This is a genomic window from Paeniglutamicibacter sp. GQ140 (genome assembly GCF_059759235.1).
Window position 1 is genome coordinate 334,355 of record NZ_JCAXDW010000002.1, and the last position, 14,365, is coordinate 348,719.

General features: G+C 68.8%; 18 protein-coding genes. 2 read left to right on the forward strand and 16 right to left on the reverse strand.

What is annotated here, in order from left to right:
* Position 1: 1 nt before the first annotated feature.
* Complete coding sequence (groES, locus tag AC6CHY_RS04240) at positions 2 to 298, reverse strand: co-chaperone GroES (protein ID WP_071213005.1); 297 nt, start codon at positions 296 to 298, stop codon at positions 2 to 4.
* A 182-nt stretch (positions 299 to 480) separates the two neighbouring features.
* Positions 481 to 747 carry a carbon storage regulator CsrA gene (gene csrA / locus AC6CHY_RS04245; protein ID WP_498225644.1) on the reverse strand — a complete coding sequence of 89 codons (267 nt, stop codon included), beginning with the start codon at positions 745 to 747 and terminating at the stop codon, positions 481 to 483.
* A gap of 316 nt (positions 748 to 1,063) precedes the next feature.
* Here csrA and AC6CHY_RS04250 point away from each other — a divergent pair, with 316 nt between their 5' ends.
* Both AC6CHY_RS04250 and AC6CHY_RS04255 read left to right on the forward strand, forming a co-directional pair.
* Positions 1,064 to 1,366, forward strand: coding sequence for a DUF4193 family protein (locus AC6CHY_RS04250; RefSeq protein WP_498225646.1), 303 nt, complete (start codon positions 1,064 to 1,066; stop codon positions 1,364 to 1,366).
* Positions 1,367 to 1,589: 223 nt separating this feature from the next.
* Positions 1,590 to 1,913, forward strand: a complete 324-nt coding sequence (locus tag AC6CHY_RS04255; protein WP_498225648.1) for a hypothetical protein — start codon at positions 1,590 to 1,592, stop codon at positions 1,911 to 1,913.
* 185 nt (positions 1,914 to 2,098) lie between these two features.
* Here the strand turns inward: AC6CHY_RS04255 and AC6CHY_RS04260 are convergent, their stop codons facing one another.
* The 14 genes from AC6CHY_RS04260 to AC6CHY_RS04325 form a co-directional block, all read right to left on the reverse strand.
* On the reverse strand, positions 2,099 to 3,184 hold the full coding sequence (locus AC6CHY_RS04260; protein WP_498225649.1) for a hypothetical protein: 1,086 nt from the start codon (positions 3,182 to 3,184) through the stop codon (positions 2,099 to 2,101).
* Positions 3,168 to 5,222 carry a flagellar biosynthesis protein FlhA gene (locus AC6CHY_RS04265; protein WP_498225651.1) on the reverse strand — a complete coding sequence of 685 codons (2,055 nt, stop codon included), beginning with the start codon at positions 5,220 to 5,222 and terminating at the stop codon, positions 3,168 to 3,170. Before AC6CHY_RS04265 ends, AC6CHY_RS04260 begins: the two co-directional genes overlap by 17 nt.
* Positions 5,223 to 5,337: 115 nt before the next feature.
* Entirely contained in the window at positions 5,338 to 6,459 is a 1,122-nt protein-coding gene (locus tag AC6CHY_RS04270) for an EscU/YscU/HrcU family type III secretion system export apparatus switch protein (protein ID WP_498225653.1), read from the reverse strand.
* On the reverse strand, positions 6,456 to 7,220 hold the full coding sequence (locus tag AC6CHY_RS04275; RefSeq protein ID WP_217389493.1) for a flagellar biosynthetic protein FliR: 765 nt from the start codon (positions 7,218 to 7,220) through the stop codon (positions 6,456 to 6,458). Before AC6CHY_RS04275 ends, AC6CHY_RS04270 begins: the two co-directional genes overlap by 4 nt.
* A 2-nt stretch (positions 7,221 to 7,222) precedes the next feature.
* Entirely contained in the window at positions 7,223 to 7,498 is a 276-nt protein-coding gene (fliQ, locus tag AC6CHY_RS04280) for a flagellar biosynthesis protein FliQ (RefSeq protein WP_411730573.1), read from the reverse strand.
* Entirely contained in the window at positions 7,498 to 8,319 is an 822-nt protein-coding gene (gene fliP, locus AC6CHY_RS04285) for a flagellar type III secretion system pore protein FliP (protein ID WP_498225655.1), read from the reverse strand. Before fliP ends, fliQ begins: the two co-directional genes overlap by 1 nt.
* Positions 8,316 to 8,858: a FliO/MopB family protein gene (locus AC6CHY_RS04290; RefSeq protein WP_498225657.1), complete on the reverse strand. Its 543-nt coding sequence runs from the start codon at positions 8,856 to 8,858 to the stop codon at positions 8,316 to 8,318. The genes fliP and AC6CHY_RS04290 overlap by 4 nt, the downstream gene beginning before the upstream one ends.
* A 2-nt stretch (positions 8,859 to 8,860) precedes the next feature.
* A complete protein-coding gene (gene fliN / locus AC6CHY_RS04295) occupies positions 8,861 to 9,607 on the reverse strand; it encodes a flagellar motor switch protein FliN (protein WP_498225659.1) in 747 nt (248 codons plus the stop codon).
* Positions 9,604 to 10,455 carry a flagellar motor switch protein FliM gene (locus tag AC6CHY_RS04300; protein WP_498225661.1) on the reverse strand — a complete coding sequence of 284 codons (852 nt, stop codon included), beginning with the start codon at positions 10,453 to 10,455 and terminating at the stop codon, positions 9,604 to 9,606. The genes fliN and AC6CHY_RS04300 overlap by 4 nt, the downstream gene beginning before the upstream one ends.
* Before the next feature lie 165 nt (positions 10,456 to 10,620).
* Positions 10,621 to 11,454 (reverse strand): OmpA/MotB family protein, encoded by an 834-nt coding sequence (locus tag AC6CHY_RS04305; RefSeq protein WP_498225663.1) that lies wholly within the window; start codon positions 11,452 to 11,454, stop codon positions 10,621 to 10,623.
* On the reverse strand, positions 11,451 to 12,275 hold the full coding sequence (locus AC6CHY_RS04310) for a motility protein A (RefSeq protein ID WP_498225665.1): 825 nt from the start codon (positions 12,273 to 12,275) through the stop codon (positions 11,451 to 11,453). Before AC6CHY_RS04310 ends, AC6CHY_RS04305 begins: the two co-directional genes overlap by 4 nt.
* A 13-nt stretch (positions 12,276 to 12,288) precedes the next feature.
* A complete protein-coding gene (locus AC6CHY_RS04315) occupies positions 12,289 to 12,525 on the reverse strand; it encodes a flagellar FlbD family protein (protein ID WP_498225667.1) in 237 nt (78 codons plus the stop codon).
* A gap of 92 nt (positions 12,526 to 12,617) precedes the next feature.
* Entirely contained in the window at positions 12,618 to 13,790 is a 1,173-nt protein-coding gene (locus AC6CHY_RS04320) for a flagellar hook protein FlgE (protein ID WP_498225669.1), read from the reverse strand.
* A gap of 60 nt (positions 13,791 to 13,850) precedes the next feature.
* Complete coding sequence (locus tag AC6CHY_RS04325) at positions 13,851 to 14,357, reverse strand: flagellar hook capping FlgD N-terminal domain-containing protein (RefSeq protein WP_498225671.1); 507 nt, start codon at positions 14,355 to 14,357, stop codon at positions 13,851 to 13,853.
* Between the last annotated feature and the right edge of the window lie 8 nt (positions 14,358 to 14,365).

The following is a 14,365-nucleotide window of genomic DNA, read 5'->3' on the forward strand; positions in this document are numbered from 1 at the left end:
ACTACTTTACGACGATGGCCAGGACGTCGCGTGCCGAGAGCACCAGGTACTCTGCACCGCCGACCTTGACTTCGGTTCCGCCGTACTTGGAGTAGATCACGACGTCGCCTTCGGCTACGTCCACGGGGACGCGGTTGCCGTTGTCATCGACGCGGCCCGGTCCAACTGCTACGACCTTGCCTTCCTGCGGCTTTTCCTTGGCGGAATCAGGGATGACCAGACCGGAAGCAGTGGTGGTTTCTGCTTCGAGCGGCTGGACGACAATGCGGTCCTCGAGAGGCTTAATGGAGACGGACATCGTCTCTCCTTTGCGTGAGTTACCAATGGTTTACGGGCCGTTCGGGTGGTACCAACCGTCGTCGCGGTGCCAGCTGGTGAATTACCTCAGGCTTTCAACGCTTGTCGGATTCAACAAGCGCCATGAATGACTCTAGGCAACCATTAGCACTCGGTCAAGGCGAGTGCTAATTGCGTCGCTGTTTACGCCGTCGGCGCATCGGGCGCGCCGGTCTTGGGCACGGCCGGGAAGAGGGCCTTTAGGCGGGCCTCGGCGTCCTCGGTGGCGGCCGCTGCCGCCTGCTGGTTGGCCTCGGTCACGGCGGCGACCATCTCGGCCCGTTGGATCTTGATGCCGCGGGGCGCGTCGAAGCCGATCTTGATCGAATCGCCCTTGACATCAAGGACGGTCACCACGATCTCCTCGCCAATGAGGACCTGTTCTCCGACCTTCCGCGTAAGTACCAGCACCGCACCATCATAACCGGCACCCGGCGCGGGCCTCGACCTGGAAGATGGCCCGCGGCGCCGATTCTTGCGGCACGACATCGGCGAAACGTTGGCGTCCCGGATTCCCGGCGGCCCCGGCAGATCCCGACCATCCGGAGGAGGGCGAGCCCGGCGACCAGCCGGGAACCGGGCTCCGATCCACCGGATAGGCAGGCAAGGCACCGGTCATTCCTGTGCAAAGGCTGCCAGTATCCCCGGAGGACGACATTGGTTTTGCCCCGGGAACCCCATGCATCTACAATTTCGGCAATAAAGAGATCAATCGGGAGGAACCACCATGGCCCAGGATTACGACGAAGCCCGCCCCGACGTGGCCGAAGCTTCCGAAAGCACCTTGAAGGCCGTCCGCCAAATGGATGCGCCCAACGCGAAAAGCGTCCACGCCGACTTGGAGGAAACGGACCTTTCCGAGGGCACCGAGCTTCCGGGCGCGATCGTGCTCGACGAGTTGGTTGTGGAGGTCGTACCGCAGGCGGCGGACGAGTTCATCTGCGGGGAATGCTTCGCCGTGAGGCACCGCAGCCAGGCCGCCAAGGAATTGGATGGGGTCAAGATCTGCCGCGACTGCGCGGAGCTCTAGATCCCGCGGCTCCCATTTGGGTGAACGCCGCCGGGCGGGGCTTCCACCCCGCCCGCCGTTGGCCCCCTGCCGCCAGGCAGGGGGCCAACGGCGTCTTCAGCGGTGTGCGGTGGGGCCGCTGCCCTAGGCACGCCCGGGAAGCGGTCCTAGACTGGCCGCAGGACGTCGGTGGGCGGGCGTACCCTCTCGTCCGGCCCGGCGCCCCGAACCGCAGGAGCAACGGATGACAAACGTGAACCCCGAGAACCCCGAGAACCCCGCGGACCAGACGCCCGGCCTCGATGACGTGATCTTGCCGGAGGGTTCCGGCTTGCCGCATTCCTCCGGGCGCGGGCACGCCAAGCTACCCCAGGGGCCGGACGACGAGGACCTCGCGGCGGCCGAATACCAAGAGCGCGTGGCGGCCGGGCTGGAGGACTACGGCCCCGACCAGGTGCCGGACGCCGCGGACCCACTCCCTGCGGGGGCCTCAGAGGAGGCGGAACGCGCGCGGCGCGGACTGGTCGACCCCAACGACGCGGACGAGGACGAGTATCCACGTGGCTGAGCGCGGAAGCGACAGGCACGGCCGGAGCCTGGCCAGCAGATCAAACACGGGGCCGGCTCAGGGGTGAAGGGCGCCAATCCCGCCCACCGGGACGCCACCATGCGCAAGTCCCGGGCGTCCGGCAAACCCCGGTCGCACGGCGGGCACCCGCCGACGGCGACTGCCCGCGGGCGGGGCGGGCCGGCCTAGTTGCCCGGCCCCCGGGCCTCAAGCACCGGGAACCCCAGCTCCGAGACCGTCTCCGGGCTCATTGTCTCCTCGGCATGCAGCGAGACCACCGCATAGATCCCGCAGGCGCGCGCCACGGCCCCGACCCAGGCGGCCGTGTCCTCCGCCTTGCGCCCTGCGTCCACGGCGACCCAGAGCTGGTCGGGGGCCAGCAGGTCCAACAGCTCCAGTTGCCCGGGCAGGGGCAGCAGGGGGTTCAGCGCCGCAGCCAGGAGCAGCGGGACTCCCTCAGCCACGGCGGTGGCCCGCGCCCGCAGGATGCCGCGCCGGTCCAGGATGGGCCGGCGGGCCAGTGACTGCGTATCGAATTTCTGGGCCAGCTCCCCCGCATTGCGCCGCAGCGCCGTGCCGTCGTCCAGCTCCGCCGCTGCCATGCCAGCATCTCCCCACAGCCCGATGACCACGACCAGGTCCCCGGGTCCGGCCAGCGGCGAGGGGACGATGTCGCGGTGCTGCTCCCTGCTTTGCCTGGCCCGGCCACCCGTGGCCCCTGCCCCGGCCTGCCCTGCCCCCTTCAAGGGTGCGCCGGCAACGCGGGAGCCGGTGGCGGGTTCCAGGGCGAAGGCCTGGCTGTCCAGCAGGCGCGCGAAGTCCGGCCGTCCGGGCAGCGGTGGCAGCGCGTCGCCCGCCGCGGGCCCGGGAACCTGCGGGGCGAAGTGCAGCTCGGCGGCGTCCGCCCGCGCCAGCAGTCCATCGATGCCGCCCGGGGCGCCCGGGGCATCCGGTTCCGGCGCGTTTGGCGCGTTGGTGTTGGCTGCCGGGACCGTTGGCTGCTGCTCCGAACCCGTGGATCCGGCGGGTTGCGGGGCGGGTTCCAGGGCACGCGGCATCGCGGGGCCGGCCCCCGGCTCCAGCACGTGGCCGGCGGGCGCGTGCTCGTCGGGCACCTCGATGATTGCCTCCAGGTGCGTCTTGGCCAGGAACCCGCCGAGCCCGCCGACAGTGACCTTCTCGGCCGAGACGATGCGGACGTGCCGCCCGAACTCTGCAATGGCCTGCTCGTGGATTTCCACGAGGTTCGCGCCCTCAAGCCGAAATCGCATCGGCACCGCGTACCACCCCCACGGTCTCGATCTCGGCGCCGCCGGCGGTGGCCTCCTGGTAGGAGAGCACCGGGATGGCCCCGGGCGCGGAGCCCAGCAGCCGGCGCACCGCCGGGCGCAGCGCCGGGGCGCAGACCAGCACCGCGGAAAGGCCACGGGTCTCCAGCTCGCCGGCGATCCGCTTGACCGAGGCAAGCACCGCCTCGAGCCGCTGCGCATCGAGCATGATCTGGCTTCCGGCCTCCGAGGGGCGCAGCCCCTCGAGCATTCCCTGTTCCAGCACCGGGTCGATCATCACCACGCGCAGCGTCTTGCCCTCCAGGTATCCGGCGGCGATAGCCGGGCCCAGCGCGGTGCGCGCGGCCTCGACGAGCCCCTCGGGGTCAGTGCTGGCCTTGGCGCGCAGGGCCAGTGCCTCGTAGATGCGCCCCAGGTCGTTGATCGGCACGCCCTCGGCGAGCAGGCCCTGCAGCACCCGCTGCACCTCGGCCAGCGAGAGCGGGGAGGGCACCAGTTCCTCCACGGCCGAGGGGTTGGTTTCGCGCACCGCGTCGGTGAGCACCCGCACGTCCTCGCGGGTGAGCAGCCGCGCGGCCTGCGCCTGGACGATCGAGGACAGGTGGGTGACGATCACCGAGACCCTGTCGATGGTGGTTGCCCCGGCCATCTCCGCGTTGTGCCGCAGCTCCGCCGGCACCCACTTGCCCGCCAGCCCGAAGACCGGCTCCACGACGCCCACCCCGGGCAGCGAGTCAAGGTGGTCTCCGAGGGCGAGGATCTTCCCGCGCGGGGCGGTGCCGCGCCCGGCCTCCACCCCGGCGATCCGGATGGCGTAGGTGGCCGGGGGCAGGTCCACCGAGTCCCGGGTGCGCACCGGCGGCAGCACGATGCCCATCTCCATGGCCGTGCGGCGGCGCAGCGCGCGCACCCGGGCCAGCAGGTCGTCCCCTCCCCCGTTGACCACGTCCACCAGGTCGGGGGCCAGCTGGATCTCCAGGGCGTGGACCCGCATCTTCTCGATGAGGTCCTCGGTGGTCTCCGCTGGCACCACCGCCGCCTCGTTCTGCCGCGCCACCTCCGCGAGGGACTCGGCCTTGGCCTCGTTGGACTTGATGCGCTGGGCGGTGAGGATGAGCAGGGCGCCGATGAGCATGAAGGGCAGCTTCGGCATCCCGGGCACCAGTGCCAGGGCGATGGCGGAGGCCCCGGAGATCAGCAGCGCGGTGCGCGACTGCGCCAGCTGCTTCGAGGCGGTGGAGCCCATGTCGGCCGACGCGTTGGAGCGGGTGACGATCATGCCGGTGGACACGGCCATGAGCAGCGCGGGGATCTGCGTGGCCAGGCCGTCGCCGATGGTCAGCAGCGCGTAGGTGTTCAGCGCCTCGGAAATGCCCATGCCGCGGGAGACCATGCCGATGGCGATGCCGCCGACGAGGTTAATGATGATGATGATCAGCCCGGCGATCGCGTCGCCCTTGACGAACTTGGAGGCGCCGTCCATGGCGCCGTAGAAGTCTGCCTCCGCGGCGACCTCGGCGCGCCGCTCGCGCGCCTGGGTGTCGGTGATCAGCCCGGCGTTCAAATCCGCGTCGATGGCCATCTGCTTTCCCGGCATGGCGTCAAGGGTGAAGCGCGCCCCGACCTCGGCGACGCGTTCGGCGCCCTTGGTGACCACGACGAACTGGATGACGACAAGGATCAGGAAGATCACGCAGCCGATGATCAGCGAGCCGCCCACCGCGATGGAGCCGAACGCGGCAATGACCTCCCCTGCATACCCGTTGCCCAGCACCAGCCGGGTGGAGGCGACGTTCAACCCCAGGCGCAGCAGCGTGGCGACCAGCAGCAGCGAGGGGAAGACCGAGAAGTCAAGGGGCCGCTTGACGAACATGGTGGTCAGCAGGATCACCAGGGCCAGGAGGATGGACACGGCGATCAGCACGTCCAGCAGTCCGGCGGGCACCGGGACGACCAGCAGCATGATGATGCCCACCACGCCCAGCGGCACGGCGATCTTGGAGAGGGAGGCGAATTTCATTCGGTCGTGCTCCTTGTGGCCCGGCGGTCGGCCGGCGGTTGGGTCCCGGGCCGGCGAGGCGGCCCGGGTTGGGGCGGTGAAGGAAGGTGCGTGCGGGGACATCGGGGCGCCGGGCTCATGTCGGGCCCGCCCGTCTTCCCGGGCCGGGTGCGGTGCCCGGTGCGTCGGGAACCGTGTGGACGCCGTTTGCGTTGCCGCGGGCCTTGAGTGTCATCACGAAGGCCAGGACCCGCGCGACGTCGTTGTAGCGCTCGGCGGGGATCTCGTCCCCGATGCCGCAGACCTCGTGCAGGTTCCGGGCCAGCGGGACGTCGCGGATCATGGGCACGCGCTTCTCGGCGGCTTCCTCGCGGATGCGCGCGGCGATGTTCCCGGCTCCCTTGGCCACCAGCCGGGGCGCTGACTTGCCCGGCTCGTAGCGCAGCGCCACCGCCACGTGGGTGGGGTTCACGATCACCACGTCCGCGTCGGCGATGGCCGCGATCATGCGGTTGCGGCTCATCGCCATCTGCCGTGCCCGGCGCTGGGACTTGATCAGCGGGTCCCCATCGGTGCGCTTGTTCTCGTCGGTGACTTCCTTGCGCGTCATCCGGGTGTGCTTGCGGTTCCGCCGCATGACCACCAGCACGTCGGCGGCGGCCAGCACCAGCCCGGCAACGACCGAGGCGCGGATCAGGGAGGCAGCACCGCCCGACCCCGCGGCCAGCAGCGAGGCCAGCGGCAGGGAGCCGGATTGCAGCAGCAGCGGCATGAGCGAGGAGACGACGAACCAGAGCACCAGGGCGATGACCGCCACCTTCAGCAGGGCCTTGAGCCCCTGCCAGAGCGCCTGGAGCCCGAAGACCCGCTGCATGCCGGTGACGAGGTTCAGGCTTGCCGGATCCAGCCGGAACTTCCTGAAGTTGATTCCGCCCTGCAGCGCGGCGGTGGCCACCACGACCACCAGCACCACGACGAAGAGCGGCAGCAGGGATCCGGGCAGCGAATCCAGTCCGGTGCCCAGCGCGGCGAGCGCCGCCTCGGGGTCGGGGGCGGCGATGATGCGGCGCACCGCCTCCAGCTGTGCCCGGCCCGCCGTCTCGGCGGAGCTAAGCACCCCGGGCAGCATCAGGGCCGCGGCCCCGATGCCCAGCCAGGCGGCAAGGTCCTGCGAGCGGGTCGTCTTGCCCTTCTCGCGGACCTCCTTCATGCGCTGGGCGGTGGCCTTTTCGCTGCGCTCCCCCGAATCCTGGCTCACGCTCCGCCCACCCCCGAAAGCAGGGACAGGGCCCCGCGCACCAGCGCGGAGACCAGCGCGGGGAGCACCACGAACACGGTGCCGACCAGCGCGAGGGTGAGCATGATCTTCAGCGGGAAGCCCATGGCGAAGGCGTTCAGCGCCGGGGCGGCGCGGGTCAGCAGGCCCAGGCCGATGTCGGCCAGCACCAGGACCACCAGCAGGGGACCGGCGATCTGCACCGCGGCCACAAACATCTCCCCCACCGCTCCCACCAGGGATTCGGCCACGTACGGCAGCCCGATCCCGCCGCCCAGCGGGATGACGGCGAAGGAGCGGAACAGCCCGGCGAGCACCAGCTGGTAGCCGTCGGAGGCGACCAGCAGGGCCAGGGCGGCGAAGTGGAAGAAGCGGGTGAATTGGGCGCCGTTGATCATTGACTGAGGGTCGAAGCCCTGGGCCATGGCGAAGCCGCCGAAGAGGTCGATGAGGCTGCCGGCGGACTGGATGGCGGAGAAGACCAGCATGACCATGAATCCCATGGCGGCCCCTGCCACCAGCTCGGAGACGACGGCGGCCAGGAACGGCCCGGTGGCCAGCGACTCGTAGCCCCCGGACAGGCGCGGGGTGACTGCAAGGGCGAGCCCGATGCCGAGCATTCCCTTGATCCGCAGCGGGATGGCGTTGTGCGAAAAGGGCGGGGCAATGACCAGGAACGCGGTGACGCGCACCGCCGCGAGCATCATGACCTCCAGCCAGGCCAGCGGCACGGTGGCCAGCATCCTTACCCGCCTCCCAGCAGGGCCGGGATCTTCTCGAAAAGCTCGTTGGTGAAGAGCACCATCTCGGCAATCATCCAGTGCCCGCACACCAGCAGCGCGATGGCGACGGCCGCGGCCTTCGGGACGAAGGAGAGGGTGATTTCCTGGATCTGCGTCATCGACTGGAACAGCGAGATCGCGAAGCCCACCACCAGCGAGGTGATGAGCACCGGGGCGGCAAGCTTCGCGGCGACCAGCAGCCCGGACAGGCCGATGTCCAGGACGGCGTTCGGATCCATTAGCCGCCGCCGATCCGGTAGGAACCGATGAGCGCGGTGATGACCAGGCCCCAGCCGTCCACCAGCACGAAGAGCAGGATCTTGAACGGCAGGGAGATCATCACCGGCGGGAGCATCATCATGCCCATGGACATCAGCGCGGAGGAGACCACCAGGTCGATGACCAGGAAGGGCACGAAGATCACGAAGCCGATGATGAAGGCGGCGCGCAGCTCGGAGATCATGAAGGCAGGGATCAGCGTGGTCAGCGCGACGTCCGCCGGGGTGGCGGGGTTGGGCAGTTCCGCGGCGCGGGTCATCAGCGCGATGTCCGCCTCGCGGGTGTGGGCCAGCATGAATTCGCGCAGCGGCACCACGCCGACCTCCAGCGCCCGGGTCAGGTCGATGGTCCCGTCCAGGTAGGGCTGCACGCCGGTTTCGTTCATTGAGGAAAGCACCGGGGCCATGATGAACAGGGAGAGGAAGAGCGCCAGGCCGGCAAGCACCTGGTTGGGCGGGATGGTGGGCAGCGCCAGGGCGTTGCGGGTGAAGGCCAGGACCACGAAGATCTTGGTGAACGAGCTCATCATCAGCAGCAGGGCCGGGGCCACCGAGAGCAGCGTGATGGCGATGAGGGTGACGATCGCGGAGCTGGGGGTGCCGTTGGGGCCGTTGATTTCCACCGACAGCCCGCCGTTGTCCCCCGGGGTCCCGGGCTCGATGGGCGCGGCAAACGCGGAGGTGGTCCCGATCCAGGACAGCACCAGCAGGAAGGCAAGCAGCAGCCCGGCCAGAAGTGCCGGCCGGGCGCGCGAGGGCAGGGAGCGGCGAAGCAGGTTCACGAGCCGCGTCCCGCCCGGAGGGCTGCCGCGGCGTTGCGCCAGGTCTGGGCGGAGAGGATCGAGCCTGCCAGCGGGCCCGAGGGCACACCGGGTGCCGGAGGAATCGGGGTTCGGGTGCCGGCGGCCGGCGCCGCCGGGTCCGCCGGGTCCGCGGCAGGATCGTTGACGAGGGTTTGGTGTGCGGGCGCGGGGCCCAGACGCATGGCGTTCAGGCTCTGCGCGAAGGCGCGCGAGCGTTCGGCCATGGTGCCGGGCGCTCCGGCCTGTTCATGCGGTTCGGGCGCCGACGGCTCGGGGGCCTCGAAGGAATCGAGCACGCTGATGGAGGACTCGGCCACGCCCAGCAGGTAGCGCCGGCCCTGCACGTCCAGCAGCACGACCGAGGACTTGGCGCCCAGTCCCTGGCGCTCGACGATCGACAGCTGCGAGGCGCGCGGGGACCCGAAGCGCGTCAGCACGCGTTTGCGCAGGTAGAACAAGAGCCCGAATACCGCCGCGAGCGAGACGATCACCCGCAGCACCAAGAAGAAGGATTCCACCGCTAGGACTGGCCCTCGTTCACGTCGAGGATCTGGGTGATGCGCACCCCGTAGTCCTGGTCCATGACCACGACCTCGCCCAGGGCGATCAGCCGGCCGTTGAGCAGGATGTCCGCCGGTGCGCCGGCCGAGCGGTCGAGTTCCACCACGGCACCGGGTTCCAGTCCCAGCACGTCGCGCACGGACATGCGGGTGCGGCCGATCTCCACGGTCAACGCCATTTCCACGTTGTTGATCCGACCCAGCCGGCTGGCCACGTCCTCGCGCGCCTCGGCGGCGGTGCCGGCCGGCAGCGAGGCAGGTTCGTTGTTGCGGATGCGGATGGCGAAGAACCCGATTTCTTCCTCGGCGCTGCGCAATTCAAAGCACACGGTCTCGGCATCTGCGAGCATCACATCGGGGTGCACCGCGGAATCGGTTGAGAGCACGCCCGCGCCGAGCACGCCGGTGGCTGCCTCGAGGGCCGGACGCAGGATGTCCGCTGCGGACACCAGCGAGCCGGGCCCGCCCGGGGCGCCTCCCAGCAGCGGGGCTGCCACAGAAAGCAACACGTCGGCGGAGTGCTGCCCGACGAAGCCGGCGACAACCAACTCGCCGGGCCCCTCTAGCATCGAGGCGTCTCGGGACCCGGAATGCAGCACCGCGGTGACCGGGGAGGTGGTGGGCAGCATTCCTGCCAGCGCCTCGGCGGCGGCCGAATACAGCGCCGTCGAATGCAGGACCGGGATGGATGATGGTTCGGGATTCAAGAGGGACTCTCCTCGGTAGAAACGACGACGGCGGCGATCCGGCCGCCGCGGGTACCGGCTGCGGCGGTGCCCAGGCGGCGGCCGTCAACTGACAGCTCGAAGGGCCGGTGGACGGGGTGCGGCAGTGGCAGCACGTCTCCCACAGCCAGGTTCAGGATGGTGCCGGGGGTGACGAAGGCCGGTCCCAGGGCCAGGGCCACGTCCACCGGGACCCCGGCGAGCGCCTCGGTGAGCAGCTCGGTGGCGTTCTCCACCGGGGTGCGCGGGTTGGTTTCCCCGAGTTGCGGCAGCAGCATGTCAGCGGGCACCGCGACCGAGGCCAGGGTGCTGCGCTCGCCCACGCGCACGCGCAGCCAGGCGGCGATGACGATCTCCGACTTCGTGGCGGCCTGCGCGAACTGGGAGTTGTGGTGGATTCCGGAGACCACGAGCTGGCGCTGGAGCAGGGCGCCGAGCGAGTAGTGCAGGTCCTCGAGCGCCTCGTCCATCAGCCCGCGCACCAGGGTCTGCTCGATCCGCGTGTACTTGCGTTCGGGAACCTCGGTGGCGGTGGGGCTGCCGAGCATGTGCGAGACCCAGTTCAGGGCTTCCGCGGCGGGGAACTGGATGACGGCGCGCGCGCCGTGCCCCTCCGCCTCGCAGAGCACCATGGTGGTGGCCGGCGGCAGCCCGGCGACGTAGTCGTCGTAGGACTGCATCAGCACGTACTCGAGGGAGACCTGCGACATGACCCGGATCTTGGCCGTCAGCTGGGTTCCCCATTGGCGGGCGAAGGTCTCGAAGGCCAGCTCAAGCACGCGAGAGTGCTCGCGGGCCAGCGTCGTGGGCCGGCGGAAGTCATAGACCACCGCGGCAGTGGGGTCTGGAGGTGTTGGATTGGGCCCACCCGCACCGGGGTGTCCCGTAGGCAAGAGCGTCACTGGCACCACTATCGGCTGGCGACGGCCGATCGGTTAGCGGGCGGGGACAAATATTCCTCCCGGATTCCCACGGAAGCCCCGGTGGTCACCTGACTAGGGCGTTTGCGACAGAAGGTCCCTGACCGACTCGGGCTGGTTGGACAGCACCACGATGTCGACCCGACGGTTCAGCGAGAGGTCCCTGTTGCCGGGAACCGGCCGGGCGTCCCCGTAGCCGACCGAGGAGATCCGCGAGGCCTTCACTCCCCCGTCTTCGACCAGGGAACGCAGCACGCCGGTGGCGCGGGAGGCGGAGAGCTCCCAGTTGGTCGGATAGGGCTCGACCGGGCGGCGTTCGTCGGCAAAGCCCTCCACCTCGAAGTAGCGTTTGGTGGGGGCCAGCACCGGGGCGATGGAGTCGATGATCTCGCGGGCGTTGTCGGTGAGCTCGGCGCTATTGGGCACGAAGAATGTCTCGGCGCTGACCAGCCGCACGGTCAGGCCACGGTTGTCGATGGAGAAGTCCGCCGCACCCGCGTGCCCGGAGTCCTTCAGCCGCTTCTGGATGCGTTCCTTGAGTGTCAGCAGGTCGGCCTGTTCGTCCTGGGCCAGGGCGAGCAGTGCTTCCTTGGTTTGTCCGTCGATCTGGCTGCTGGCCAGCAGCCCCTCGGTGCCCACCAGTTCGGGCGGGACCACGATGCCCTCGGCGGTGTCGGCGGTGACGCTCTGCTCGGTGCCGAACCCAGTGGCCAGGGAGTTCTTCAGTTTCGTGTACTTGTCCTGGTCGACCGTGGACATGGCATAGAGCACGATGAACAGGCACATCAGCACCGTGACCATGTCCATGTAGGAGGCCATCCAGCGTTCATCGGGCCCGTCGTGCCCGGATTCGGCCGACTTGCGCCCCTTCCGGCCGCCGCGCCTGCCGCTGCTGCGCCCGCCGCTCACGCGGCTTCCTTGAAGTCATCGAGCAGGGCCTTGGACCCCACCTCCGCCGAATCCTTGCCGTTTTTCTTGCCCAGGACGTGGGGCGGGACCATGGCCTGGAGCTTTTCCTCGAGCAGGATCGGCTGGCTGCCGCCCTGGATCGCCAGCACGCCCTCCATGGCCAGGGACATCCTGTCGATCTCGAGTTCCGAGAGCCTGCGCAGGCGCGCGCCGATGGGCAGCCAGATGAAGTTGGCCGAGACCAGCCCCCAGAGCGTGGCGACGAAGGCAGCGGCGATCATGTGACCGAGCTCGTCGGGCTTGGACAGGTTTTCCAGCACGTGGGTCAGCGAGACTACGGTGCCGATGATGCCGACCGTGGGGGCGTAGCCGCCCAGGGTGGAAAAGTACTTGTGGGCAATCGCGTCGGTGCGCTCGCGGGTGGAGATCTCGTCTTCCAGCTGGTCGCGCAGCTCGTCCCCGTCCATGCCGTCGGCCATGGATTGCAGTGCCCGGCCCAGGAACGGGTCCCTGGTTTCCCTGGCCTCGGATTCCAGGGCCAGCAGGCCCTCCTTGCGCGCGAGGTCGGCCAGCTCGACCAGACGGCTGATCAGCTCGCCCACCGGGGCGATCTTGCCGCGGAAGGCCGAGGGAAGAGACTTGAAGGCGATGATGGTGTCGCTGATGGTGCCGCTGGCGATGCCCACGGCGATGGTTCCGAGGAACACGATGATCATCGGGGCCGGCAGCAGGATCGAGGAGACGTTGGCGCCCTCCATGAACAGCATGGTGAACATGGCGCCGAAGGCCAGCAGGAGGCCAATGATTGTTGCTGGATCCACGTGGGGCGTCCTCTTATCGATGCGTCAGGGGCGAAACGGATGGTTGGGGCGGCTCGTAGTGCCGCGCCAGCGAGACCACCCGGGCGCGATGAGCCGCCACCAGGGAAATGACTTCTTCCATGGTTTCGGTGACCACGTATTTGGCCCCGTTGACCATGAACACCACGGTGTCGGGGTTTTCCTGGATCCGCTCGATGAGGTCGGCATTGATCGCAAAGCGTGTGGCGTTGAGCCTGGTTACAACGATCACTGAAGCACCCCGTTCTTTCACAGGAGCACTCTCGGCAGAAAGGGCCGCCCCGTTAGCCAACGGGGCGGCCCTTCCATGATTTGCGCCGGTGGCTAGCGCTTGAGGTTGGCCAGTTCCTGGAGGACCTCGTCGCTGGTGGTGATGATCCGGGCGTTGGCCTGGAAGCCGCGCTGGGCGACGATCAGGTTGGTGAACTCCTGGGAGAGGTCGACGTTGGACATTTCCAGCATGCCGCCGGAGATGCTGCCCATGCCGGGGTCTCCGGGTGCCCCGTACTCGATGGCGCCGGAATTCGCGGTCACGGTGTAACCGGAGCCGCCGGTCTTTTGCAGGCCGGAGGGGTTGGCCACCGTCCCGAGCACGATCTGCGCGATGGCCTGCTGGGAGCCGTTGGAGAAGGTCCCGGTCAGCGTGCCGTCAGATCCCAAGGTGTAGGACTCGAGGGTTCCGGCGGAGCGGCCGTTTTGTTCCGAGATCGACACGGTCTTGAGCCCCGCGTACCCGGTGAGCACGGACAGGTCAACGGCGATGCCGCCGAGGTTCATGGTGCCGCCGTTGAGGGTTCCATCGTTGGCGAGGGTCAGCGTGGCGTTGCCGGTGGCGCCGGCGCCGTCATTGGCCGTGACATTCCAGCCGGTGGCGCTGCGCGTGAAGGTCATGGTCATGGTGCGGCTGCTGCCGTCAGCGGAGAAGATCTCAGCGTCCTGCACGATGGATCCGCCGGTGGCCGTCTCCTTGGGCAGATTGCCGGTGAGTCCGGCGGCGCTGGTGCCGACACCAGGCGCCACGAGGTCTCGCGGCAAGGCAATGTCATTCAGTGCGCCGCCGGCGGGCACCACCCCGTTAGTTGCCATGCGACCCTGCACGATGCCCCCGTCGGGGCTGGTCAGCCGTCCGTTGGCATCGAATTCAAAGGCTCCGGAGCGGGTCAGCGAGGTGGCGTTTCCCGAACGGGTGACGAAAAAGCCTTCTCCGGCAATCATCATGTCCGAGGAACGTCCGGTGCTCTGGGACGAGCCTTGCCCGAAGTTGGTGGAGATGCCGGCGACCTGCACGCCGAGGCCGACCTGGGCGGGGTTGCGTCCGCCGGCGTCGGCACCCGGGGTGGTTGCACCTTGGGTCATTTGCGAGAGGGTGTCCTGGAACTGGACGGACGATGATTTGAAGCCCGAGGTGTTGACGTTGGCAATGTTGTTGCCTGTGGTGTCGAGCATGGTCTGGTGGGCGCGAAGACCGGAAATTCCTGAATACAGTGAACGAAGCATGGTGGATGTCTTTCTGCGTAGGAGGAAATGGGGTGGATCAAGAAATCTAAGGGCGGGCGACTAGGCCCCGGTGGCTTCCTGTTCGGTGGCCTCGGGCACCGGCCCCGCGCCCTCGGGCGAGGTCTGCGGGGTCGCTTCCTGCTCCGGATCGGGAACGGGAACGGCAGGTGCCGCGACGGAGGTGACCTGGGCGTAGGGAATCTGCCGTTCCCCCACGGTAAGAACGGGTTCGCCCCCAATGAAGGACACCGCGGTGACCACACCGGAGACCGGCGGTTCACCCCCGGTGGTGACTTCCCGGCCGATCAGCGAGGACGCTGCGAGGCGCTGTTGGATGTCCAGCGAGGCTTCCTGGGTGGCGCTGAGGGTGTTCATGCGTTCCATGGAGGCCAGCTGCGTGGTTTGCGAGATCATCTGGTTGGTGTCCATGGGCGAGCTCGGGTCCTGGTTTGCCAGCTGGGTGACCAGCAGGTGCAGGAACACCTCGCCGTCCATGGACTGCTTGGGAGCGCGGACGGGAGCGGTCGTTGCGCCGAATTGCGTCGCTTCGATGGGCGGCACTGTCATGGGGTGTC